Genomic DNA, 24,973 nt, shown 5'->3' with positions numbered 1-24,973 from the left:
AGTGAAGCGGATGCCGGCGGCCGCACCGCGCGCACTGCCTCCTCGCGGCACTCGTTCGGGAAGCGGGCACCCGATGCTCAGAGTGCCACGAGTTGTAAGGGGTGCCGCGAGGCGCGGGCAACGAGGCGCGGGCAGGATCGGGGCGGGTCGCGGCATCCGCTTGGGAAGCGGGCACCCCTACTACGGGGTGCCACGAGCGGTGCTGGGAACCACGTGACGTCCCGCTCTGCGGCATCCGTCGGCCAACACTGTGCTGACCGACGGATGCTGTTCCCTAGCGCATCAGACCAGCCTGCCCGCGGCGACGCCCGAGGGTCATAGCGGCAGCGCCGAGGGCGATGAACAGACCGGCGAGCAGCGTAAACGGCAGCGGGTCGATACCAGTGTCGGATAGGGCCTTCGCCGCCGGGACGATCGCGGCCGTCTGTGCCGGTTTCGTGGCGGGGGGTGTGGCCGCCGGCACCGTGGCGGCAGCAATAGTCACGGTCGACCACCCGATAATGTCGCCGGCCGCGTCGCTGATCGCGATGCGGTGCGCTCCGACCAGCGACGCGGGAACCGTCACCGTTATGGTTCCCGTGGCCGAGGCGGTCTGCCACGACGTCCCGATCGGCGTCGACAGGAACCAGGCGTAGTACTGCTCGCCGGCGTCGAGTCCGCTGATTGTGACCGATTCACCCTGAGTGAGTTCGAGCGTGTCCGGAACGATCGCATTCTCTATGTCCTCACTGAGGTCGTCCTCAGCGGGGGTCGCCGGCAGCGTGCGTACCGCAGCGGAATCCGCCGAGTAGGCGCTACTGCCCACGCCGTTCGTTGCCTGCACGGTTGCCGTGTATTTGGTGGCTGCCAGCAAGCCGGCGAACGTCGCGGTCGTGGTGGCAGCATCCGTTGTCTTCTCGGCAATTAGCTCGCTGCCATGAAAAGCGCGCACGGTGTATCCGGTCAGTGCAGAGCCGCCGGTGCCAGCAGGAACCGACCACGTGACGCTGGCTTCAGTCGCCGAGAGCGCGGTGACGTTCGGTGCCGCTGGAACGTCGGGGGTCGTCGGCGGAATGGTGACGGCGGCAGAGAGAGCGGATGCCGCTGATGAACCGACCGCGTTGGCAGCAGCGATATCAACCGTGTAGGCGATTCCCCGTGCGAGGCCGACGAAGGTGACCGTGGTCGCCGTCGTGGTCTTCGTCTCGACCAGCACGCTGCCGTTGAAGAGCCGCACTGTGTATCCGGTTAGGTCAGCGCCGCCGTTGTTCGGGACTGTCCAGGAGGCGGTGATCTTTGAAACGGATGCCTGCTCCAGCGATGGCGCACTCGTAATGTCGGGCACGGTCGCCTTCGTCGTAACCGCCGCAGAGCGATCGGAGGCGAGCCCCGCGCCGACGGAGTTCGCGGCGAACACCTCGACCGTGTACGCAGTAACCCGAGTGAGACCCGAGAAAGTGACGGACAGGTCGCCCGTTGTTTTCGTACTGACCAGCGTCGGGCCCTGGAACAGCTTCACGGTGTAGCTCGTGACCGCGGTTCCACCGTTGTCAGTCGGAGCCGTCCAGGCCACGGCAATCTCGGTGGCCGAGGGAGCAGTCGCGGTCGGCGCGGCGGGGACGCCGGGGATCGTCACCGGGATGGTGAGGGCGGCGGAGGCAGCGGAGGCTGCTGCCGCACCGATGGCGTTCGACGCCGAGACGTCGGCCGTGTAGGCGATTCCCCGTGCGAGGCCGGCAAAGGTGACCGTGGTCGCCGTCGGGGTCTTCGTCTCGACCAGCGTGCTGCCGTTGAACAGCCGCACGGTGTAGCCCGTGAGTTCAGCGCCGCCATCGTTCGGCGCCGCCCAGCTGACGGTGATCTTAGAAACGGATGCCTCCCCCAGCGTCGGCGCTGTCGTCGCGTCGGGCACGGTGGCCTTCGTTGTTACCGCCGCTGAACGGTCAGAGGCAGGGCTGCTACCGACCGCGTTGGTCGCGCTGACCGCGACAGTGTAGGCCGTGGCCCGAGTGAGGCCGGTGAAGGTGAGGGTGCGAGCATCCGTTGTCTTGGTGTCGACCAGGTTGGTTCCCTGATAGATGTTCACGGTGTAGCCGGTCACTGGAGTTCCGCCGTTGTCGGTCGGCGCGACCCACTTTGCAGTGACCTGCGTACTGTCGATGGCGGTGAGGGTAGGCGTGGAGGGAGCGTTCGGCGCTGTGAACGCGATCGTGCTGAGCGTGCCGGATTCAGATTCCGTGCTCGCACCCTGGCTGTTATGTGCGGTGAGCGTGACCTTGTAGTCCGTGGCTTCGGTGAGACCGCTGATCACGGAGGTGAGGACCACGCCGGTCGGAACGGTGCGCACCAGGGTGCTGCCGTCATAAACCTTGACGGTGTAGCCGGTTATGGCTGCTCCGTTGCTCGCCGAAGCCGTCCAAGAGATGGTGCCGCCAGTGTAGGTCTGCTTCGAAAGCGTCGGAGCGCCCGGTGCGGCCGGAGCCGTGATCGGGGCCAGAACGGTCAGGGCGGCCTGGTCGGAGGTGTGGGTTTGATCGTTCTGGGTGAAGACCGCTCGGTAGTTCACTGCGGGATCGCCGTAGGCGGGTGCAGTAACGCTGAGGGTCGTCGAGGTTCGCCCGTCGAGGTCTTTCCAAACACCGCTTTCGTCGCTCTGCCACTGGATGCTCGGGAGCGGCGTTCCGGAGGCGTACGCGGTGAAGGTGGACCTGTCGCCGCTCTCGATTGACTGGTCGGCCGGCTGCTCGGTGACCGCGAAGTTGTTGCTCAAAGTCTGTTCGGGCTCGAGAGCGGTTTCGTTTTCGGCGAGCGGGGCGACCGTTTCACTGACTGTGCGCGTTTGGCCAGCCTCAACGGTAATCACGTCGGCGTCGGCGAGGGTGGATTTGCCGTTGTACCAGGTAGTTTTGTGATTCTGGTCGTAGACATAGAGCACGTAGCGGCCCGGTTCGACGGGAGGCATTGTGTAGGTTCCGTCTGCTCGCGTGTAGGTTTCAATGCCGAGCAGCTCGCCACCGGCCACCTGGGCACCCAACATACGAGCCATGGGCTGCGCCGGTGCGGTAGCGAGGCCGACGCGCGCATTCGCGACCGGCTTACCGTCAGAGCCGGTGATCGTGCCGACGATCGCACCGCCGAGAGTGAGCCGCGCATCAATATTGGTGACGGGGTGGACGCCGACTGCCACGGCGGTGGACTGAGCATCAGTGGCCGCGACGTTATACCACTGGGTAACGTACTGGCCCTGGTCGTTGGCGTAGCGCACATAGTAGGTGCCCGGAAGCAGCGGCTGCGACGTGAAATTGCCGTTGTAGTCCGTGGTCGTCTGGTTGTACCACGACCAATTTTGTTGGTCAGTCGAGACGAAAACGCTCACAAAGGACAGGGGCACGCCGTTGTTCGCGGCTGTGACAGTTCCCGAGATGACGGTTCCCGGAACGAGTTGCGCGTCGGCGCTGGTCAAGCCCTCAGCGGGTACGGTGATGGTTTCGGACGATCTGACATAGGCGGAAGTAGAGACCGTTAGCTGGAAGTTTCCTACCTCAGCGACGGTCGACGAATACTTTCCATTTGCGTCGGTGCTGGCGCTATAGCCCGACCACCCTGAAACCGACGCGTTGGCGACCGGGGCGCCCGTGACGGCATCCGTTACAGTGCCCGAAATAGTGATGCCATTCTGTAACTCCACATTGATGCCAGTAGCTGCGACTCCATCGAGGACGGTGACCAGTGTGGCCGATTCGAGATCGGAGGCGCCGGTATACCACTGCATGGAATACGCGCCGCCGATGCGGTAGCCGTCAAACTTCAACCGGTATGCGCCATCGGGAAGGTTCGAGAACGCGTAGCGACCGTCGGAGGTCAGGCTGGCGTAGTAGATGGTGTTCTGCCCATCGAGGTACGCCTGGACGTTACCGCTGGCAACGGCGCTGCCATCAAGAGCGGATGTCACGGTGCCGCTGATCGAGACGCCCGGCGCGAAGTCGACATCCTCGTTCCATTCGCCCGCGATGACTGAAATCACCGTCGCGGTTTCGAAAGAGGTGCCGTTCTGCCACCAGTCTGAGATTCCGGAGCTGTTCAGCTGGACCTTGTACTCGCCGGCCGGTAGTCCCGCCATGCTCCATGTGCGCTGGTCTGATTCATCGGTTGAATATGCGTAAACGCTTGTAACCCACTGGTGGTCAGCGTTGTATAGAAAAACGTTGGCGGGATAGGAGGATGGCAGCCCGGAAATCGTACCGCGAATGCCGCCGCCCTTAGTTAGGACGATATTGGCGTTGGTGTACTCCGCGTTCGCCTTCAGATCGATGGCGGTGGCATCCGCTTTCTTGCCCGACGGGCCGAACCATCGCTCAGCGAAGAGTGTGTCGTTCGTGGCGATTTTAATCACGTAGTTGTTCGGGGTGAGCCCCACGAAAGAATACGCCCCGGTTTCGTCGAGGGTGACCGTTCGGATCGAGTTGAGAGAGTCGTTGGCTCGAAACAGCGTGGCCACGGTGCCAGCCACCGATGCATCAGACGTCACGGTTCCCGAAATGGAGCCGCCGACGACACCGAAGTCGGCCGTGAACGTCTCGCCGTCAGCGACGACGATTGGCGTGGCGTCGGCGAGGCTGAAGACGCCGTCGTAATACTGCGTCACTGTGTTGTTCTCAAGAACGCGAGCCGCGTAACTGCCGGGCTTGAGGCTAGCTGAATACACTCCGTTGTAGGTGTATGCGGTCGCAATGACCTTGGTACCGTCGAGAGACAGAATTTCAACCTGTGGATAGGTATTCGGCGGAGTCGCTACGGTGCCGGAAATCGTCGCGACGGAGATGGACACGTTGATGCCGATGAGGTCAGGGGTATCGCCGTCAGGCACGGTGAGAACGGTCGCTTCAGCCTGGGTGTCCCCACCGTAATACTCGGTTACGCTACCGACGGTGAACTTGACGGTGTAGCTGCCCGGGGCGAGATCCTGAATGGTGTACGTGCCATCGTCGATGTTCCACGACCCGTACTTGGTGACCGTGCCATCGACTGATTCGGCCTCAACGCTGGCATAAGTGACAAGATTCGGCGCAATCTCCGCCATGCCGCTGATGCTGTAGCCGCGTGCGATCGTGGCATTAACGTTCTCATGGACCTTTGCAACGCCGTTGGTGAAGGAGAGCGTGCGCGCCTCGTCGACGGTGGCGACGTTGTCGTAGAACTCGCTGGAGCCATCACCTGGGCGCGGATCGAACTGCACGACAAAGTCGCCAGCAGGGAGATTGCCAATGATATACGTTCCGTCTGCGCCGGTCTTACCGTAAGAGGATGAACCCGAGGTAGCGGGTTGAGCTTGTACGCGAACATTGGCGAGCGGATCACCCTGGTCATCGATGACCGTTCCACGAATCGTGTGGTTACCGTAGCTCAGCGCGCCATTCAAGTTGTAGACGGGCGTGCCGACCGTCACCACGATGGCTTCAGCGGCACTCCGCGTCGCTGCGTTGCCGACGCTATTCCACCAGAGTTCGGTAGTGGTGCCGTAGGAGTTAGAGAGCTGAAGATCGTACGTTCCGGGCACAAGAGCCAAGTCCCAGTGAGTTGAGGTACCGGGCTCCAGCTCGACGGCGACCGTGCTCGAGCCGGAGCCATTGGTCGATCCTGAAACGGGGACGGCCATGACGTAGGTGCTGAGTAAAGTGGTGAGCTCTGCCGGCGGGGTCAGCGTGCCTGAAATTATCCCACCGAGCGCGACTTCGGTGTCACCGAGTGCGTAGTTTTCACCGAGTAAGACGTCAAGGCTGTCTACGTATGTGCGAACGTACCCAAGCGCATCGTTGACAGCCTCGACGTAGTACCAGTTGCGTTCGGTGACCGTGAACGTGAACGTACCAGTGGTGTCGGTAGTGGCAGTCGGCGTCGTTTGGCCATCATCTTCGGCGACGTCCCGCCCGAGCTCAACCGACAATCCCGCGAGTGGGGCCTTCGTGACGGAATCAATCAGACGACCGGAGATGATCGCGGTCCCCGCGGCCGGAGCGGCGAGCGCCTCGGCGGCCGTTCGAGCTGCGGGGGTCGGGGCCTCGGTAGAGGTAGCCGCGGGCGCTTCGCTCGGCTCGGCGCTCGGCTCGGCGCTCGGCTCAAGGCTCGGCTCGGCGCTCGGCTCAAGGCTCGGCTCAACATTCGGTTTGGCGCTCGGCTCGGCACTCGGCGCGGCGGTCGGGTCGGTGCTGGGCTCCGTCGTCGGCACGGCACTGTCCGTCGGATCTTCGGAGGGGACATCCGTCGGAGCTGGGGCATCCGTTGTTGCAGTCATTCCCTCGGTCGGCTCGGCCGTGACGACAGTGTCGGTCGGCGCCTCGGTTGCGGCGGCGGTACCTACCGCAGAAAATCCGAGTCCGAAAAGTAGTGCGATCGCCGTACTGAGGGCGACTGCCCTCACGCGCGCGCGACGAATTGACCGATGTTTAGCCACGAAAGTCCCCCGATATGCACCTACAAGTCATAGGTGTTTCCAAGGATTTACTCTGGTGCAGCAACCAACCCGGGCATCAGCCCCATTACGGAGGGCACCCAAAAGGGGCTTGTCCGCTGGGTTTCACGTCGTGCGCCCAAATGGATGCGGCGGCGCGTTTAGGCGGCTGGCACTGGTTTCGATCACCTGCGTGCTTCCCCAGCAGGTGCCACAAGGAGATTTGCGCTCGCGGCTCCCCTCAAGGAAGTGGGCACCCGTTCCTCAGGGTGCCGCGAGTTGTAACGAGTGCCACGAGGCCGAACACCTGCCGCGGGGCGCGGGCAACGAGGCGCTAGCAGGATCGGGGCGGGTGGCGGCATCCGCTTGTGGGCGATTCGCAGTACTGTGCCGGTATGCGTGCACAGACAGCACCGGTATGACCCGGCTTCGACGCAGCGACCCGACCCGGCCGGGGTACACGCGGCGGCGGGCGGGCAGAGGGTTCAGCTATCGCGACCCCGCGGGCCAACACGTCACCGACCCCGAGTTACGGCAGCGGTTCGGGGCCCTCGCTATCCCTCCAGCGTGGAACGACGTGTGGATCTCGCCGCACCCGAACGGTCATATCCAGGCGATCGGCATCGACGCCGCCGAGCGCCGCCAGTACATCTACCACCCGGTCTGGCGTGAACAGAAGGACCGCCTTAAATTCGAGCGCGCGCTGCAGCTGGCCTCGTCCCTGCCGCGGGTGCGCGGCCAGGTCACCCGTGAGCTGCGCGGCGACGGCCCTCCGCGCACTCGGGCGCTCGCCGCGGCATTTCGCATGCTCGACCTGGCCTCACTGCGCATCGGCAGCGAGCGCTACGCCGACACCTACGGCAGCCACGGACTCTCGACCCTGCTCTGCTCGCACGTCACGGTGCGCGGCAACGAGGTCAGGCTCAATTTTCCGGCCAAGAGCGGGCAGCAGTTCGAGGGCGTAATAACGGATGCCGACCTCGCCGCCTACCTGCGAGCCCGGCTGCGCGAACGACCGGCCGCACCACTGCTGTCCTGGGTGCTGGACGACATCGAGAACGCCGTCTCGGCCTCCGACATCAATGATTTCATCAAGGAACGCACCGGCGGCGAGTTCACCGCGAAGGACTTTCGTACCCTGCGAGGCACGATTGCTGCCGCGGAGAGCCTGGCTCAGAGCTTGGCGGTGAATCTGGCGGCCACCGCGCGAGCTGCGGGGCCCGCTGCCAGGGGCTCGGCCGGTGCGGCGGGCCCCCATCGTGTGCCCGCCTCGTTTGCGGCTCCCCCGGCATCCGCTGGGCGGCCACCACGCGCGGCGACGCGCAGCCGACGTTCCGATGACCGCGCCATTGCCGAAGCGATGCGGCAGGCCGCCGATACGCTCGGCAACACCCCGGCGATCGCCCGCACGAGTTACGTTGACCCGCGCGTCGTCGATCTGTTTCGCGCGGGTGAAACCATCGACCCGGCAAGCCGGGTGTCGGCCGAAACAGCGCTGCGCGCGCTTCTGCTCGGCCCCACGACAGAGAGCAAATGAAGTCACCCGGCACATTGCCGCCCTGGCAGCGCGGGACTTTAAGTGCATGTCCCCCGTTCGGGGTATAACTTGGATGACGCCCGCCGCGGCGCAGCTATGGTCATCGAGAAAGGTATGCCCGTGAACCACGATTCTGATCCGATTGAAGAGCCGCCGCTCAATATTCCGGAACCGCCGAGCACACCGACCAATCCCGACCAGCTCGTGGGTCCGGACGGCCCTGACGGCCCCGACGCGGAACACGCCGGGGCCAGCGGAAAACCAGACGTTCCAGCGAGGGAACGCCCCAAGCCGACCAAGCCGACCATGCCGGTCGCGAGCGCGAGCACCGGCCCGGACGGCCCGGCCCCGAGCATCGATGGGTCGACTGCCGGAGAAGCCTCCGCCGCAGCCCCGGTCGAGCCGAGCAGCGACACCGAACGAGACAGTGACAGCGAAGACGACCAGGACAACCGCGACAACGAGGCGAACCTCGACGACGTCGATGCGGTCGACAACCCCTCGAACCCTGATCTGGTCGGCCACGATGTGGACGATGAAGATCCCACGCGCGCCGAACCCACGGCCTAAACCCCGCAATCTGAAGGAGTCCCCATGAAAGGCAAATTCCTGTTCATCGCCGGCACCGCGACGGGCTTTGTGCTCGGATCCAAGGCCGGCCGCCAGGCCTACGACCGCCTCAGCGCCAAAGCCCACCAGCTCTGGGGCGACCCCGCCACGCAGAAGGTTATCTCGCAGGCCGAGACGATTGCGCGCGACGCGGCATCTGTCGCGCAGACCAAGGTGAGCGATCTGCTGGATCGCACCGAGGCATCCGTCAAGAAAGAGGAGACCAAGACCACCCCGAAAGAGGATGACGGAAACCACGTAATATAAACCATCCGGGGTGTCGACTCCCGGCAGCTACGCCGCCCGGGGGTCGGCGGCCGCGCGGCGCGCAACCTCTGGGCAGCCACGAGCACCGGCGCATCTTGGCGGGCGGGTCCTGGCGGGCGGGTCCCTGCGGGCGCGGCCTGGCCGGCGGGTCCTGGCCGACGCATCGTGGCCGGCTCGTCTTGGCGGGCGCGTCCTGGCGGGCGGGTCTTGGCCGGCGCATCGTGGCCGGCGGGTCCTGGCGGGCGGGTCGTGGCCGACGCATCGTGGCCGGCGCGTCTTGGCGGCTACTCCGTGCTGCGAGAACCGACCGGCTGGACTAGCCGCGAAGCCGGCTGCGGCGCCGGTACACTCCGCACCAGAAAGCTGGCCTGTGCCCGGTCAAACGAGGAGTAAAACCACCTCGTCGTGAGCACTCCGAGCTTCGTCACCTCGAAGGCGTCTCCGCTCTGTTGGATGACTCCGAGCAGGGCGGCTGGGTCGCCGTCAAGAATTTGCGGATCTCGTACCAACCATTCGGTCGGTGTGAGCTGGAGGATGCCGAGCTGCGATACGCGCAGAATTTCCGCATCCGAAACGCCATTGTTCGGGTTCACTTGCCGCCTCCGGGCTGCTTTGTGCATTAAGTAGACATCGGCTGACCGTCTCAATCAAGAGGTTGACAGGCCACTCCTACGAAACTCCCACGGCATTCCAAGGCGTCGGCCGCCCATAAGTTCTGCAAAACCGTCCGGCCACCCTCTCTCGGCGCGCATAACTCCTGCAAATCGTTCCGGGCACGCCCAGACTCCCGCGTGATCGCGCAGGAGCCCCCGTAGCGGCATGCAAATTGCAGGAGTTATGCACCTCACCGGACGCCCAACAGAAGCCGAGCAGGCAAAAAGCCAGGTAAAAGGCCAGGTAAAACCCAGCAGAAGCCGATGCGGCCCGCGACGTGCGCTAGTTGCTGAGTTGCAGCACCTCGGCGGTGGCGGCGAGCGAGGCGGCAGCAGCGGCTGGGTCGTCGGAGAGCTTGGTGCCGTAGCTCGGGATCATCTGGCGGATGCGCGGCTTCCAGCCTTCGATGCGGTCAGGGAAGCAGCGGGCCAGCAGGTCCACCATGATCGGTGCGGCCGTCGAGGCTCCCGGCGAGGCTCCGAGCAAGCCGGCAATCGAGCCGTCGGACGAGGTGATGACCTCCGTGCCGAACTGCAGCACTCCGCCGAGCTTGGCATCCTTCTTCATGACCTGCACGCGCTGGCCGGCCGTGATGAGCTCCCAGTCTTCAGCTACCGCGGTTGGAATGAACTCGCGCAAAGCCTTGAGCTTGTCACCTCGCGACGCGAATACCTCACCGATCAGGTATTTCATGAGGTCGAAGTTGTGACGCGCGACGGCGAGCATGGGGCCGAGGTTGTGCGCGCGAATGGAGAACGGCAGATCAAACCACGTGCTCGACTTCAAGAACTTGGGGCTGAAACCGGCATACGGGCCGAATAACAGCGACATTTCGCCGTCGACCACGCGGGTGTCGAGGTGCGGCACCGACATGGGCGGCGCACCCTTGGCTGCCTTGCCGTAGACCTTGGCCTGATGCTGGGCGACAAGCTTCGGATTTGTGGTGCGCAGAAACTGACCGCTGATCGGGAACCCGCCGAAACCCTTGATTTCGGGGATTCCGCTCTGCTGCAGCAGAGCCAGTGCGCCACCGCCAGCACCGACGAAGACGAAACGGGCGTTGATGGTGCTGCGGGTCTGGCCGACTTGGCGCAGCAGCTTGAGGTCCCACGTGCCATCCGCTTTGTGCCCCAGACCGACGACCTGCTCGTTCATGTGCATCGTGACCCCCTGCTCTTCGAGGTTTTCGAACAGCAGCCGGGTGAGGGCGCCGAAGTCCACGTCGGTGCCGCTCACGATGCGGGTGGCGGCGATCTTCTGGCCCGCCGGGCGCTTGCGGGTGAGCAGCGGAGTCCAGGTGCCGATCTTTTCGGCGTCATCGCTGAACTCCATACCAGCGAACAACGGCTCGGTGGCGAGCACCGCATGGCGCTTGCGCAGGTACTCCACGTTGGCTTTGCCGTGCACGAAGGTCATGTGTGGGGTGGAGTTGATGAATTTGTTCGGCTCTGGCAGGGCGCCGATGGAAACAAGGTGAGCCCACAGCTGGCGGCTGATCTGAAACTGCTCGTTGATGACGACGGCCTTGTCGGCGGTGACGGACCCATCGGGTGCCTGCGGCATATAGTTGAGCTCGCACAATCCCGCGTGGCCGGTGCCGGCGTTGTTCCACGGGTTCGAGCTCTCCTGGGCAAGTTCGCCAAGACGCTCGTACACCTCAATGCGCCAGTCGGGCTGCAACTCCTTCAGGAGCGTACCGAGGGTGGCGCTCATGATGCCGCCACCAATGAGGACTACGTCAACGATTCCCTGAGAATTCACACTTTTCAGTGTATCGCTGCGAGCGGATGCGCCGGACCGCACCGCCCAGCCCGGCCGCAGCCCACGCCTACCGGCGCGTGGGCTAGCTCGGAGGTCGCCTCTTGCTCGACGGCTACGCTCGCGACGGAGCGGACAGCGTGGTCGATCATCCCAGGCACACCGCCCGTGATGTTGTATTTGATGGCGTTGGAGAACAGGTTGTCGATCACCTGGCGCAGGCGGCGCCGGGCCCGGTCCACCACAGCGGACGGTGTTCGGCCTCAGGGCTCAGTTCAGACGACGGCTCGAGCGGTGGCGCTAAGCTCGGCGATTTGCACGGCGTTCAGTGCTGCGCCCTTGCGGAGGTTGTCGTTACTGATGAAGAGGGCGAGGCCACGGCCATCCGCTACGCCTTCATCCTGACGGATGCGACCGACGAAGCTGGCGTCTTGCCCGGCTGCCTGCAGCGGCGTGGGGATGTCGGTCAGCTCGACGCCGGGGGCGGTTTTCAGCAATTCTTGGGCGCGGGCAACGCTGATCGGCTTGGCGAATTCGACGTTGATCGAGAGGGAGTGGCCGGTGAACACGGGGACGCGCACGCAGGTTCCCGAAACCAGCAGCTCGGGCAATTCGAGAATCTTGCGGCTCTCATTGCGCAGCTTCTTCTCTTCATCGGTCTCGAACTGGCCGTCATCGACGATGGAGCCGGCGAGCGGAATCACGTCGAACGCGATCGGACGGGCGTAGATGGTGGGCTCGGGCAGCGTGACCGAAGCTCCATCGTGCACGAGCTGCAGCAGGTTCTCGTCTTGCGCGGCGACGCGCACCTGGCTGGCTAGTTCGAACGCGCCGGCCAGTCCGCTGCCGGAGACCGCCTGGTAGGTGCTGACGATGAGCCGCTTGAGGCCGGCCTCATCGTGTAACACCTTGAGCACGGGCATAGCGGCCATGGTCGTGCAGTTGGGGTTTGCGATGATGCCCTTGACGGCCCGTTTGATGGCTTCGGGGTTGACCTCGCTGACGACGAGGGGAACGTCCGGGTCCATGCGCCAGCCACTCGAGTTGTCGACGACCAGCACGCCGGCCGCGGCGAAGCGCGGGGCCTGCGCCTTGGAGAGAGTCGCGCCGGCCGAGAAGATGGCCACGTCGAGCCCGGTGGGGTCGGCGATCGAGGCGTCTTCGACCGTGATCGGCTCGCCCTTGAAGGTGAGGGTGCTGCCGGCCGAGCGGGCCGAGGCGAAGAAGCGGATGCTCTTGACCGGAAAATCGCGCTCCTCAAGCAAGCGGCGCACCACTGCACCGACCTGTCCGGTGGCTCCGACGACGCCGATGTTGATACCGACTGTATTGACTGAGGTGGTCACGTGTGTTTCCTAACGTCGTTCGCCCTCACGGGCACTTCATGCTGCAAGGCTCCCCCGCCGTTCTGGAGCGTAACTCCTGCAATTTCCTCGCCCGTTGGTACACTCCCGCGTAATTACAGGGAAGTCAAAGACGATGGTGGCAAATTGCAGGAGTTATGAACGTGAAGAAGGCGGTGGGGTGGGTTTTGGGGAAGCGGAGGCATCCGTTTGGCCCGAAACGTGCGGGCTAGCGGCCGGAGCCGCCGTGCACGACGGCCTCGATCTCGCCGTCGAGCCCGAACGCGGTGTGCACCACGCGGAGGGCCTCGTTGATGGTGTCGGCCCGGGTGACCACCGAGATGCGGATCTCGCTCGTCGAGATCATTTCGATGTTGATTCCCGCCTCGTAGAGGGCCTCGAATAGTTTCGCCGAGACGCCGGTATTGGTGCGCATGCCGCCGCCGACCAGAGCGAGCTTGGCGATCTGGTCGTCGTACTGCAGGCTCGTGAAACCGATGAGCTCCTTCTCGTTGGTCAGCGCGGTGAGCACCCGCTCACCTTCCGACTTAGGCAGCGTGAACGAGATGTCGGTGAGCCCGGTGGCGGCAGCCGACACGTTCTGCACGATCATGTCGACGTTGGCGTTGGTGCGCGCGACGATCTTGAAGATGAGCGCGGCCTTACCGGGGATGTCGGGCACACCGACCACGGTGACCTTCGCCTCACTCAGGTCAGCGGCGATTCCGGCGATGATTGGCTCTTCCACGATTTCTCCTTTTTCTCGCGCGGTCACGGCGTTGTACACGATGGTGCCGGTGTTGTTGTTGAACGAGGAGCGCACGTGCAGCGTGACGCCGTGCCGCCGCGCATATTCCACCGCGCGAATATACAGAACCTTGGCCCCCGCAGCGGCCAGTTCCAGCATCTCTTCGCTCGTGACGCGTTCGAGCTTACGGGCACGGGGAACGACGCGCGGATCCGCTGTGAAGACGCCATCGACATCGGTGTAGATCTCGCAAATATCGGCATCGAGGGCAGCAGCGAGGGCGACGGCGGTGGTATCGGAGCCGCCCCGGCCGAGGGTGGTGATGTCTTTGGTGTCGCGATTGAAGCCCTGGAAACCGGCGACGATAGCGACGGCACCCTCGTCGAGCGCCGAACGGATGCGTCCCGGTGTGACGTCGACGATGCGCGCGGAGCCGTGACGGGCATCCGTGATCATGCCGGCCTGGCTTCCGGTGAAGGAGCGTGCGTCGTAGCCGAGGCTTTTGATAGCCATCGCGAGCAGCGCCATCGAGATGCGTTCGCCAGCCGTGAGCAGCATGTCGAGTTCGCGCGGGGCGGGCAGCGGCGTGACCTGATGGGCGAGGTCGAGCAGTTCGTCAGTGCTGTCGCCCATCGCCGAGACGGCGACGACCACCTCGTTGCCAGCCTTGCGGGTATCGACGATGCGCTTGGCGACCCTCTTGATACTTTCGGCATCGGCGACAGATGACCCGCCGAACTTCTGCACGATCAAGCTCATATGACTCCTGAGATGGGGGTTTGCGGGCAGATCATGCGCGCCGCGTCCAAGCTTCCATTCTAAATGCTGGCGCTCGGGGTCGGTGCCATGTGACGCTGCGCGGCGGGGTGGGGGTTGGTGACGCTGCGCGGCGGGGTGGGGGCGGGTGGCGCGGTCGGGGCATCCGCTGGCTGGGCCAGCCCTATGACCCTGGGCCTGGTCTATAAACTGGGCCCAAAGACGGGGCCCATCCGCGTCCCAAAAGAGGGCGGGTGCGCCGGGGGTGGTGGGATTTACCCGGGCGGCGGGGCGGGAGCGGCTAGTGCGCGACCTCGCGGCGGCCCTCGAAGGCGCGGCCGAGGGTGACCTCGTCGGCGTACTCGAGGTCACCCCCCACCGGCAGTCCGGAGGCGAGGCGGGTCACCTTAATCTCAAGCGTTGTGAGCAGGCGCGACAGGTAGGTCGCGGTGGCCTCCCCCTCGAGGTTCGGGTCGGTCGCGATGATAACCTCCTGCACGGTATTATCGGCGAGACGCTGCATCAGCTGACGGATGCGCAGGTCGTCGGGGCCGACGCCGTCGATCGGGCTGATGGCTCCGCCGAGCACGTGGTAGAGCCCCTTGAATTCGCGGGTGCGCTCGATTGCTACGACGTCCTTGGCCTCTTCAACCACGCAGATTGACGTGGGGTCTCGGCGCGGGTCACGGCAGATCAGGCAGGTTGGCTGCTCGGAAACATTTCCGCAAATTTCACAGAACCGCACCTTGTCGCGCACCTCAAGCAGCACATTCGCCAGCCGCGTCACGTCGAACTTCTCGGTCTGCAGAATGTGGAATGCGATGCGCTGGGCTGATTTGGGGCCGATGCCGGGAAGTTGGCCGAGCTCGTCGATCAGTTCCTGAACGATGCCTTCATACATGGTCTAGTAGTCGTTTCTGGTTCGGGGCGCCGCGGTGTACGGCTGCTCTTCGATGAAGGTGGCGCCGAGTATCTCGCGCACGACGGCCTCGCCGTAGCGCTGCTTCTCTTGGAACGACGGCGCCCGCGACGAATCCTTCGGGGCGCCTCGCTGGCCGGCGTTCGGGTGCTGCCGCCCACGCTGCGCGCTGGTCTGCACAGCGTTGGTCTGCACAGCGTTGGTCTGCACAGCGCTAACCTGCACAGCGTTGGTCTGCACAGCTGACGCCTCGCGCTGCGCCGCGTAGTTCGGCACACGTTCGTCGGCGGGTGCATCGATCTCTGGGGGAACGTCGTCATCGAACGGCGGAGGCACGTCGTCGAACGGCGGCTCGTCATTGGGCTGGGGCTCGTCATTGGGCTGGGGCTCGTCATTGGGCTGCGGCTGGTCATTGGGCTGCGGCTGGGAGAACGACGCGGCGGCCTCGGTCGATGCAGACTTCACCGCATCGGAAGTCGAAACCGAGGGCACCGACTCGGACGCCGAGGTCGAGGTCGAGGTCGAGATCGGCGCAGCCGTCGAAACCAGCGCAGGGGCGTCGGCCGCATCCGTTGTCTCGTCGGCGATGACGGGCACTGCCGGACCGTTGGGCGAACCGGGGATGGCCACGGTGGCCCACCCACTGGTTGATGCGGCAACCAGTGATGCGCCTGCGGCCGATGATGCGCCCTCGCGCACAGCAGCGGCGGCGGCCGGCGCAGTGCGCGGGGTCGAATCAGCAGCGGGCACCGCGACTTGGGTTGATTCAAGTGCGGGGGCTGCCGGCGCAGGCTCCGCGGCGACGGTCGGCGAGGCACCGGATGACGCGCTGGGCGAGGAGGTCTCACGGCTCGCTTCGACGCGTGCGATGAATTTAACACGCAGGCCAAGCACGGCGACGATCGCGGTGCGTAGAAAATCACTGGTTCCCATTCCGGGAACCTTTTGCTGCTTGAAGCTCTCGACGTCGGCCTGGCTCGGGAACGAGAGGGCGAGCACGTCGCCGTTCAGGCCGAGTACCTGAGCGGTGTAGACGACGAGCCACGCCGTGGTCTTCTCGGTCTTGACGGCTTCGAGAATCTCCGGCCAGGCGTCCTTGAGCTGCTGCAGAGAGACCGGGGCGCCGGGGACGACGGCGGGGCGGTCAGCCTGCGATCTCGAAATGGCAAACTCAGCTACCGGTTGTGCAGACTCGGCCAGCGGCGAGGGTGCTGGCGGCGAGGGTGCGGGCATCGAGGGTGCGGGCGTGGAAGAAGGCGACGCTGCGGAGAAAGGCCGCATTCCCGGAGTGGGAGTCTCGGCAGGCTCCACCAGCGGTGCGGGTGCGGGTGAGACTTGTGCCACTTGCGGCACGGAACCCGCGGAATTCGCCGAAGCACCACCGAAGGGCGCCGCCGCAACACCGTCGACGCCGATGCGACGCTCGAGGCGCTCGACCCGGGCCAAGGCCCCGCGGGTCGTGTCATCGGTCGCGGGAATCAGGGCCCGCGCGATCATGAGCTCGAGGTGCAGACGCGGCGAGGTGGCCCCGCTCATCTCGGTGAGCGCGGCGTTCAGAATATCGGCGGTGCGCGAGAGTTCGGCCGCACCAAAGGCGGCGGCCTGCACGTTCATGCGCTCGAGTTCGTCTTGCGGTACCCCGCGCAGCACGGCCGCCGCCCCCGCAACGCTCGTGGCCGCGACGATGATGAGGTCGCGCATGCGTTCCAGAAGGTCTTCGACGAACCGTCGTGGATCTTGCCCGGTCTGGATGACCCGGTCGACCGCGTCGAACGCGGCGGCTGGATCGCGGGCGCCAATGGCCTCAACGGCCTCATCGAGCAGGGACGCACTCGTGTACCCCAGCAGCGCCACGGCGCGCTCATACTCAATCGACTGCCCGTCAGACCCGGCCATGAGCTGGTCAAGGAGCGAAAGAGTATCGCGCGGTGAGCCACCGCCGGCGCGCACGACGAGCGGCAACACCCCGGGGGCAACGACCATCTTCTCGGTCTCGCACATCTGCTGCACGTATTCGAGCATCGGTCCCGGCGGCACCAGCCGAAACGGATAGTGGTGGGTACGCGAGCGGATGGTGCCGATCACTTTTTCGGGCTCGGTGGTCGCGAAGATGAATTTCACGTGTTCCGGTGGCTCTTCGACGATCTTGAGCAGCGCGTTGAAGCCTTGCGGCGTGACCATGTGCGCCTCATCGAGGATGAAGATTTTGTAGCGGTCGCGGGCCGGCGCGAAGATGGCCCGCTCGCGAATATCGCGGGCGTCATCGACACCGTTGTGGCTCGCTGCGTCGATCTCGACGACATCGAGGGAGCCGCCGCCGTCACGGGCAAGTTCGACGCAGCTGGGGCAGACACCGCACGGGGTGTCGGTGGGACCCTCAGCACAGTTCAGGCAGCGGGCCAGGATGCGCGCCGACGTCGTCTTGCCGCAGCCGCGCGGACCACTGAACAGATAGGCGTGATTCACCCGGTTGGTGCGAAGGGCCGTCATCAGTGGATCGGTCACTTGGGACTGACCGATCATCTCGGCAAAGGTCTCTGGCCGGTAGCGGCGATACAGGGCGGTAACCACGTTCTCAATGGTACTTGCCCGCACCGACACTCGCCTGCCTGCCACAGAGACCGCGCCTAACCCGTCGGTCTGACTGGCACGTAAAACCGGCAGATCTGAGACACACCGTTCAAATACGGCGCGATTTGCGGCGTGTTGAGATTTTTACCGGCATTGCGTGCAGCGGGAGCCTCCTCCCCAGGCGGGCGCAGCATCCGCTTGTGCGCAGATTGGCTTGTTCGCCCCCGTGTAGAGGCTGGATCCGGCATTCTCGCGGCATGCGTGCGCTTCAGATTGTGTGCTCTATCGGTCACGTCGCCACAACCGACGAACTATTTCGCCGAGGGATCAGCGCCCGCGAAATTCGAGCCGCGCTGCAAGCAGGATATATTGCTCGGGCAGCCCGCGGCATCTATGTCTGCGCGCACGCCGATGCCGAGCAGCGCCAGGCCGCAGCGCTGCACGCGCAGATCGCGTGTGTCAGTGCCGTACATCGGTTCGGTGTCTGGTCTGGCATGCATTCCGCGTTGCACCTCATGCGCCCAGCGGATGCCCGTGGCGGCGGCGCGATCGCCCGCCCGAGTACCGACCAGAGCGGACGCGAACTGCACTTTCACGGAGCATCGCCGCGGTTCGCCCGAACCGGACAGTCGTGGATGGTCGACCCTCTGGAAGCGGTGTGGCAGGCCATCCATTGTCTTGACGAGGAGAACGCGATCGCCTGTCTGGAATCGGCTCAACACCTCAAATTCATCACGCCCGCCGAGCTTCGTCGTCTGTGCGTGCTTGCACCGGCACGGCTGGCGCCGGGTCTTCGGGAAATGGAGGACACCGCGGATTCGGGGCTGGAAACCCTGACGCGCCGACGACTGCGTCATCACGGCTTCACCGTCGTGGCGCAGGGCCAAATTGGTACCTGGCGCGGGTCGATTCGCGAAGACCTCGTCGTTGACGATTGCGTCGCGCTCGAGATTGATGGACGGCAGTGGCATGGGGCAGCAAGGCTCGGCTCCGATTACGACAGAGATCTGATGGTCGAGGGGCTGGGCCGACGGACTCTGCGATTGTCGTATCAGCACGTCATGTTCGAGTGGGCAACGACTCTCGCGGCGATCGAACGCACGGTTGCGGATGCGCGTCGGCTCCGAGATCGCCGCCACGGTCGCCGAGTCCACGGCCGGAACGAGCCGTGGTGGTGACCCGCGTAGCTAACGCCGGTAAATTTCGCGACACGCCGGGTTTCATCCTGATTTACGACGGAGTGTCCCAGATTTACCGGCATTACGTACAACGGGTGTGGGTCGGCAGCCGCCTAGCGCACCGTTGCGAGGGTCTGGCGGGCGATCTCGAGCTCTTCGTTGGTGGGAACCACCAGCACGGTGACCGCGGAGTCGTCGGCGCTGATCACCCGGGCGCCGCGAGAGGGTGCGGCGTTGCGCTTTGGATCAATGCGGATGCCCAGCGCCTCCAGCCCGGCGAGCGACCGTTCACGCACGAGCGGCGCGTTCTCACCGACACCGGCCGTGAACGAAATCACATCGACCCGGCCGAGCTGCGCGTAGTACGCCCCGACATAACCTTTGATCCGGTGCACATACACGTCGATCGCGAGCTCCGATGGCCCGTCACCAGCGGCGGCGGCTTCCATCACGTCGCGCATGTCACCGCGGCCGGTCAGGCCAAGCAGTCCGCTGCCCCGGTTGAGCAGGGTGTCGAGTTCGTCGAAGTCGAGTCCGGCCCGACGGTTCAGGTGGAACAGCACACCCGCATCGATGTCGCCGGTGCGGGTGCCCATGACGAGTCCCTCCAGCGGCGTCATGCCCATGCTGGTCTCGACCGAACGGCCGCCCGCAACCGCACAGACCGATGCGCCGTTGCCGAGGTGCAGTACAATCTGGTTGAGATTTTCGACCGGTCGTTTCAGAAAGATGGCCGCCGCGCGCGCGACAAAGCCGTGGCTGGTGCCGTGAAAACCGTAGCGGCGGATGCGAAACCGATCGGCCAAATCGGCGTTTATCGCATAGGTGAAAGCTTCTGACGGCAAGGTCTGGTGAAACGCAGTGTCGAAAATGGCAACGTGCGGCACATCCGCGAAGGTCTCCCCGGCCGCGACGATGCCCTGCAGCGCGCCCGGGTTGTGCAACGGTGCGAGCCCGGACAGCTCGTCGATGTCGCGCTCGACCTGCGGCGTCACCAGGGTCGGCTCGTGAAAACGTGCCCCGCCGTGCACCACCCGGTGCCCGACGGCAACCGGCGCGTGCTCGGCCAGCGACGGCCCGTGCGCCGCGAACGCCTCCAGCATGACCGCGAATCCGGCTGTGTGGTCGGGAATGGGCAGCTCGCGCTTCGATTTCTGATCAGCGGATGCCGGAACGTCGCTTGCCGAATCGGTCGCGGCGACAGAATGCGAGGACTGCCCGATTAGCTCTCCGATACGCTCCACCAGCCCACTCGCGAGGGTGGTTTCGGTGTCCATTTCGATGAGCTGGTACTTGAACGAGCTCGACCCGGAATTGACGACCAGAACAGCCGTCATCGAGTGGCTCCGGCCGGAGTGGCGTCCCGAGCCGGTACCGCGGCATCCGTCAGCCCGGCGGCCTGGATGGCCGTGATCGCGACGGTGTTGACGATGTCCTGCACGAGGGCGCCGCGGGAGAGGTCGTTGATCGCCTTGCGCAGGCCCTGCAGCACGGGGCCGATCGCGACAGCGCCAGCGCTGCGCTGCACGGCCTTGTAGGTGTTGTTACCGGTGTTCAGGTCGGGAAAGATGAATACGGTGGCGCGGCCAGCCACGCTGGAACCGGGCATCTTCGTGGCGGCGACCGCGGCATCCGCTGCTGCGTCGTACTGAATCGGGCCTTCGACCAGCAGGTCAGGCCGGCGCTCGCGCAGGAGGGCGGTGGCGGCGCGCACCTTCTCAACGTCGGCGCCCTCGCCGGAAGTTCCGGTGGAGTACGACAGCATCGCGATGCGCGGCTCGATGCCGAACTGCACGGCCGTCGCCGCCGCCGAGATGGCGATGTCGGCGAGCTGCTCGGCAGTCGGCACCGGGATAACGGCGCAGTCGCCGTAGACGAGCACGCGGTCGGCGAGCGCCATGAGGAACACACTCGACACGACGCCGACGCCGGCCTGGGTCTTGATGATCTCGAAGCTCGGCCGGATGGTGTGCGCGGTGGTGTGGGTGGCACCGGAAACCATGCCGTCGGCGAGCCCCAGCTGCACCATCATGGTTCCGAAGTAGCTCACGTCGGTGACGGTCTCGTTGGCCTGGTCGAGCGTGATTCCCTTATGTGCTCGCAACTGCATATATTCCTGCGCAAATTTCAGGCGCAGTAGGTCGTCGTAGGGGCTCACGACGTGGGCTTTGGAGATGTCGAGCCCGAGTCCGATGGCGCGCGAGCGAACCTCGAATTCCTCGCCGAGGATGGTCAGTTCGACCACATCGCGGGCCAGTAGTGTCGCGGCGGCGCGCAGCACACGGTCGTCCTCCCCCTCGGGGAGCACGATGTGCTGGCGGTTTTGCCGCGCGCGTTCGAGCAGTGCGTACTCGAACATAAGCGGGGTGACGACCTCGGTCGGGCTGACGTCGAGCCGGTCGAGCAAAGCGGATGCGTCGACGTGCCTCTCGAACAGGGCCAGCGCGGTGTCGTGCTTGCGCTGCGAGTCGGCGGCGAGCCGCCCACGGGTGCGGGTGATGCGCATGGTCGTGTCGTAGGAGCCGAGCGGCGACCTAATGATCGGCAGCGACGGCGCGAGGCCTTCCATCAGCCGTTGGATCGCGTCGGGCAGTTCGAAACCGCCGTTGAGCACGATGCCGGCGATCGACGGGAACGTCGCGGAAGCGTTGGCGAGCAGAACAGCCAGCAGCACATCCTCGCGGTCACCGGGAACGACGACGACAGCGCCCTCGATCAGGCGCGGCAGCACGTTGACCATCGACATCGCCGCCACGACGATGCCCAGCGCCTCGCGGGCCAGCAGAGCGGGATCGCCCTTGATCAGGGTGCCTTCGGTCGCCTCCATGATGCTCTGCATGCTCGGCGCCACAAGGTAGGGGTCTTCGGGAATCGCCCAGATCGGCACGCCGAACGCTCCGCCCGAGCGCGCCGGCTGGGCGTTGGTCGTGGCGCGCACCACGTCGATAATCTGCGGCAGAGCGTTTTCATCAGCGCGGTTGACGATAATCGCCAAAATGGATGCGTGTTCGTCGCGCAATTCCGCCAGCGCTACGTCGGTCTGCTGGCCGATATCCACGGCCGAGCGGGCGTCGCTCTGGCCGAGGCGTTCGCCCTCACCGGGGCCGACACGGCCGCCGAGCACGAGCAGCACAGGGGCGCCGAGGTTCGCGGCGATGCGGGCATTGAAGGCGAGTTCGGTGGGGCTGCCGACGTCGGTGTAGTCACTGCCGATGACGACGACCGTGTCGCAGATCGCTTCGATCGCTTTGTAGCGCGCAACGATGCGAGCGAGGGCTGCATCGGGGTCGGTGTTGACGTCGTCGTAGCTGACACCGATGCTCTGCTCGTAGGTCTGCCCAGCCAAGGCGCCGGGTCCGGCGTTGGCCTTGAGGTGTCGCAGCAGCAGCTCGACGACGTAGTCCGGTTCGGTCGCGGTGCGGGCGACGGGTCGGAACACACCGACCCGCTCCACAAGGTGGGTGAGCGTGTCGAGCACGCCGAGAGCGATTGAAGATTTGCCGGTATTACCTTCGGCGCTGGTGATATAGATGCTTCGAGCCACGGTGTCCATTCAAGCGTATGTGAGGTGGAAGTTTGTTCTAGACGTTGTCGCTGCCGGTTTGGTCGGCGCGCGGCGCGGCATCCGTTTTCGACCAGGACCAGTCGGTGACCGCTGGCAGGTCTTCGCCGAAGTCCCGGGTGTATTGGCGCGCGGCCAGGCGGGCATCCTGCATCTTTTGTCGGAGCAGGCCGGCGCGGGCGGCGAGGCCGGGGGTGCGATCGATGACGTCCATGACGAGGTGATACCGGTCAAGGTCATTGAGCATGACCATGTCGAACGGGGTCGTCGTCGTGCCGTTCTCCTTGTAGCCGCGGGCGTGCAGGTTCTCGTGGCCGTGACGCTTGTAGGTGAGCCGATGAATGAGCCACGGGTAGCCGTGATAGGCGAAAATGATGGGCTTGTCCGGCGTGAAGACGGCATCGAAGGCGCTGTCGCTCAGGCCGTGCGGGTGATCATCCTCGGACTGCAGGCGCATCAGGTCGACGACGTTCACGACCCGCAGCTTGAGATCCGGCAGGTTCTCACGCAGAATCTCGGCGGCGGCGAGCACCTCGAGCGTCGGAACGTCACCGGCAGCAGCCAGCACGACATCGGGCTCCTGACCGGCAATTTCGGTGCCGGCCCAGTCGAAGATGCCCAGTCCCCTGGTGCAGTGGGCGACGGCCTCGGTCATGGTGAGCAGGTTAGGCGCGAGCTGCTTGCCGGCCACGACCACGTTGACATAGTTGACGCTGCGCAGGCAGTGGTCGTAGGTGCTCAGCAGCGTGTTCGCGTCGAACGGCAGGTAGACCCGCACCACGTCGGCGCTTTTATTAACCACGTGGTCGATGAAACCGGGGTCCTGGTGGCTGAACCCGTTGTGATCCTGCCGCCAGACGTGCGAGCTGAGCAGGTAGTTCAGGCTCGCGATCGGCGTGCGCCACGGAATGTCGGCGGTCACCTTGAGCCACTTGGCGTGCTGGTTGAACATGGAATCGACGATGTGGATGAAGGCTTCGTAGCAGTTGAACAGCCCGTGCCGCCCGGTGAGCAGGTAGCCTTCGAGCCAGCCCTGGCACTGGTGCTCACTCAACACCTCCATGACACGGCCGGCGCGGGCGAGGTTGGTGTCGCCGGGCTTGAGCTCGGCGTTCCACTGCTTATCGGTCACCTCGTACACCGGCGGGGCCAGCCGGTTCGAGGCGGTTTCATCCGGCCCGAAGATGCGAAAGTTGTCGGGATTCAAGCGGATGACCTCGGCCAGGTAGCCGCCGAGCACGCGCGTCGCCTCATCCAGCGTTGCACCCGGCGCCGGCACGTCGACGGCGAAATCGCGAAAGTCGGGCAGGTGCAGGTCGCGGCGCAGGAGTCCGCCGTTGGCGACCGGGTTGGCGCTCATGCGTAGGGGACCGACCGGGGCAAGAGCTCGGATTTGTGCGACGGGAGCACCATTGGAGTCGAACAGCTCAGCGGGACGGTAGGAGAGCATCCACTCTTCGAGCAGGGCCGTGTGCTCCGGGGTGTCCCGGGCGTTGGCGAGCGGAACCTGATGCGCCCGCCAGGTGTTCTCGACCTGCACGCCGTCGATGGTGGCGGGACAGGTCCAGCCTTTGGGGGTGCGCAGGATGATCATCGGCCAGGGTGGGCGGGCAAAGTCCTCGTTGTTTTTGTCGGCCTTAGCCGCGGCTGCCTTGATCTCGGCAATCTGGTTGAGCACCAGGTCAAGCGTCTCGGCCATGCGGGCGTGCACGAGCAGCGGATCTTCACCGTCGAAACCGCCGGAGACGATATAGGGGGTGTGCCCATAGCCGCGCATGAGGTCGAGCAGCTCGTCTTCGGGGATGCGCGCGAGCACGGTGGGGTTGGCGATCTTGTACCCGTTGAGGTGCAAAATGGGCAGCACGACGCCGTCATGAAGCGGGTCGATGAACTTGTTGGAGTGCCAGCTGGTGGCGAGCGGGCCGGTTTCGGCCTCGCCGTCACCGACCACCGCGGCCACGAGCAGGTTGGGATTGTCGAATGCGGCACCGTAGGCATGGCTGAGGGCGTAGCCGAGTTCGCCGCCCTCGTGGATGGACCCGGGGAGTTCGGGCGAAGCGTGACTGGGGATGCCGCCGGGAAAGGAGAACTGGCGAAACAGCTTCTGCACACCGTGAGCGTTCTGTTCGATGTCGGCGTAGACCTCGGTGTAGGTGCCGTCGAGGTAGGCGTTCGCGACCATTCCGGGGCCGCCGTGGCCCGGGCCGGTGATGTAGATGGCGCTCTGGCTGCGTTCCTGGATAGCCCGGTTGAGGTGCGCGTAGAGAAAGTTGAGGCCGGGCGTTGTGCCCCAGTGCCCGAGCAGGCGCGGCTTGACGTGGTCGCGGGTGAGGGGCTCTGTCAGCAGGGCGTTGCCGAGCAGGTAGATCTGGCCGACGGCGAGGTAATTCGCGGCACGCCACCAGGCGTCGATGCTCGCGAGGGCCTCTGGGCGAAGGGGTGCGAGTGCACGCGCAGGCCAGGTCATGGTGCCGGAATCGTGGATCATCGGTCCTCCGCATCGTCTCGCGGCCACGCAGCCGCGCTTCTTCCATCCTATTGAGCCTTGGTCGTGCCTCAAGTGCCAAAGGTCCCTTGGAACCGCTCGCGACGGTTTTGTCGATCTATGCCGTCGCCGCCTGAGCCGAAACACTCGTCCTGGTAC

14 protein-coding genes are annotated in these 24,973 nt (G+C 65.0%); 4 read left to right on the top strand and 10 right to left on the bottom strand.

The window, feature by feature from the left end:
- Positions 1–274 precede the first annotated feature (274 nt).
- Positions 275–6,397 carry a fibronectin type III domain-containing protein gene (locus E3T51_RS13245; RefSeq protein WP_134530230.1) on the bottom strand — a complete coding sequence of 2,041 codons (6,123 nt, stop codon included), beginning with the start codon at positions 6,395–6,397 and terminating at the stop codon, positions 275–277.
- Between the two features lie 448 nt (positions 6,398–6,845).
- On the opposite strand from E3T51_RS13245, the gene E3T51_RS13240 reads away from it, so the two are divergent.
- From E3T51_RS13240 to E3T51_RS13230, 3 genes are all read left to right on the top strand, one after another.
- On the top strand, positions 6,846–7,964 hold the full coding sequence (locus E3T51_RS13240) for a DNA topoisomerase IB (protein WP_134530229.1): 1,119 nt from the start codon (positions 6,846–6,848) through the stop codon (positions 7,962–7,964).
- Positions 7,965–8,084: 120 nt separating this feature from the next.
- Positions 8,085–8,534, top strand: coding sequence for a DUF2339 domain-containing protein (locus tag E3T51_RS13235; protein ID WP_134530228.1), 450 nt, complete (start codon positions 8,085–8,087; stop codon positions 8,532–8,534).
- A gap of 24 nt (positions 8,535–8,558) precedes the next feature.
- On the top strand, positions 8,559–8,840 hold the full coding sequence (locus E3T51_RS13230) for a hypothetical protein (RefSeq protein WP_134530227.1): 282 nt from the start codon (positions 8,559–8,561) through the stop codon (positions 8,838–8,840).
- A gap of 284 nt (positions 8,841–9,124) precedes the next feature.
- Here E3T51_RS13230 and E3T51_RS13225 read toward each other — a convergent pair whose 3' ends face one another.
- The 6 genes from E3T51_RS13225 to E3T51_RS13200 all read right to left on the bottom strand — a co-directional run bounded on the left by E3T51_RS13225 (position 9,125) and on the right by E3T51_RS13200 (position 17,589).
- Positions 9,125–9,433 (bottom strand): hypothetical protein, encoded by a 309-nt coding sequence (locus tag E3T51_RS13225; RefSeq protein ID WP_134530226.1) that lies wholly within the window; start codon positions 9,431–9,433, stop codon positions 9,125–9,127.
- A gap of 343 nt (positions 9,434–9,776) precedes the next feature.
- Positions 9,777–11,207 (bottom strand): malate:quinone oxidoreductase, encoded by a 1,431-nt coding sequence (locus E3T51_RS13220; protein ID WP_241989346.1) that lies wholly within the window; start codon positions 11,205–11,207, stop codon positions 9,777–9,779.
- Between the two features lie 320 nt (positions 11,208–11,527).
- The gene (locus E3T51_RS13215) at positions 11,528–12,598 is read right to left on the bottom strand and encodes an aspartate-semialdehyde dehydrogenase (RefSeq protein WP_134530224.1); all 1,071 of its coding nucleotides are present in this window, start codon (positions 12,596–12,598) and stop codon (positions 11,528–11,530) included.
- Positions 12,599–12,824: 226 nt separating this feature from the next.
- On the bottom strand, positions 12,825–14,102 hold the full coding sequence (locus E3T51_RS13210) for an aspartate kinase (protein WP_134530223.1): 1,278 nt from the start codon (positions 14,100–14,102) through the stop codon (positions 12,825–12,827).
- A gap of 298 nt (positions 14,103–14,400) precedes the next feature.
- Positions 14,401–15,000, bottom strand: coding sequence for a recombination mediator RecR (gene recR, locus E3T51_RS13205; protein ID WP_104192574.1), 600 nt, complete (start codon positions 14,998–15,000; stop codon positions 14,401–14,403).
- A gap of 3 nt (positions 15,001–15,003) precedes the next feature.
- Positions 15,004–17,589, bottom strand: coding sequence for a DNA polymerase III subunit gamma and tau (locus E3T51_RS13200; RefSeq protein WP_134530222.1), 2,586 nt, complete (start codon positions 17,587–17,589; stop codon positions 15,004–15,006).
- A gap of 257 nt (positions 17,590–17,846) precedes the next feature.
- Between E3T51_RS13200 and E3T51_RS13195 the strand changes: the two genes are divergently transcribed.
- Entirely contained in the window at positions 17,847–18,767 is a 921-nt protein-coding gene (locus E3T51_RS13195; RefSeq protein WP_134530221.1) for a type IV toxin-antitoxin system AbiEi family antitoxin domain-containing protein, read from the top strand.
- Positions 18,768–18,880: 113 nt separating this feature from the next.
- On the opposite strand, the gene E3T51_RS13190 is transcribed toward E3T51_RS13195, so the two are convergent.
- From E3T51_RS13190 to E3T51_RS13180, 3 genes are read right to left on the bottom strand one after another with little or no spacing between them, the layout of a single operon-like run.
- Positions 18,881–20,104 carry an acetate/propionate family kinase gene (locus E3T51_RS13190; protein WP_134530220.1) on the bottom strand — a complete coding sequence of 408 codons (1,224 nt, stop codon included), beginning with the start codon at positions 20,102–20,104 and terminating at the stop codon, positions 18,881–18,883.
- Positions 20,101–22,311: a phosphate acetyltransferase gene (pta, locus tag E3T51_RS13185; RefSeq protein ID WP_134530219.1), complete on the bottom strand. Its 2,211-nt coding sequence runs from the start codon at positions 22,309–22,311 to the stop codon at positions 20,101–20,103. The genes E3T51_RS13190 and pta overlap by 4 nt, the downstream gene beginning before the upstream one ends.
- Positions 22,312–22,348: 37 nt before the next feature.
- Positions 22,349–24,796, bottom strand: a complete 2,448-nt coding sequence (locus E3T51_RS13180) for a phosphoketolase family protein (RefSeq protein WP_241989345.1) — start codon at positions 24,794–24,796, stop codon at positions 22,349–22,351.
- Positions 24,797–24,973: the final 177 nt, after the last annotated feature.

Source organism: Cryobacterium serini, from assembly GCF_004404025.1.
In the GTDB taxonomy this organism is placed as follows: domain Bacteria; phylum Actinomycetota; class Actinomycetes; order Actinomycetales; family Microbacteriaceae; genus Cryobacterium; species Cryobacterium serini.
The sequence above is the reverse complement of the archived record's forward strand: the minus strand, read 5'-3'. Positions and strand labels throughout refer to the sequence as shown.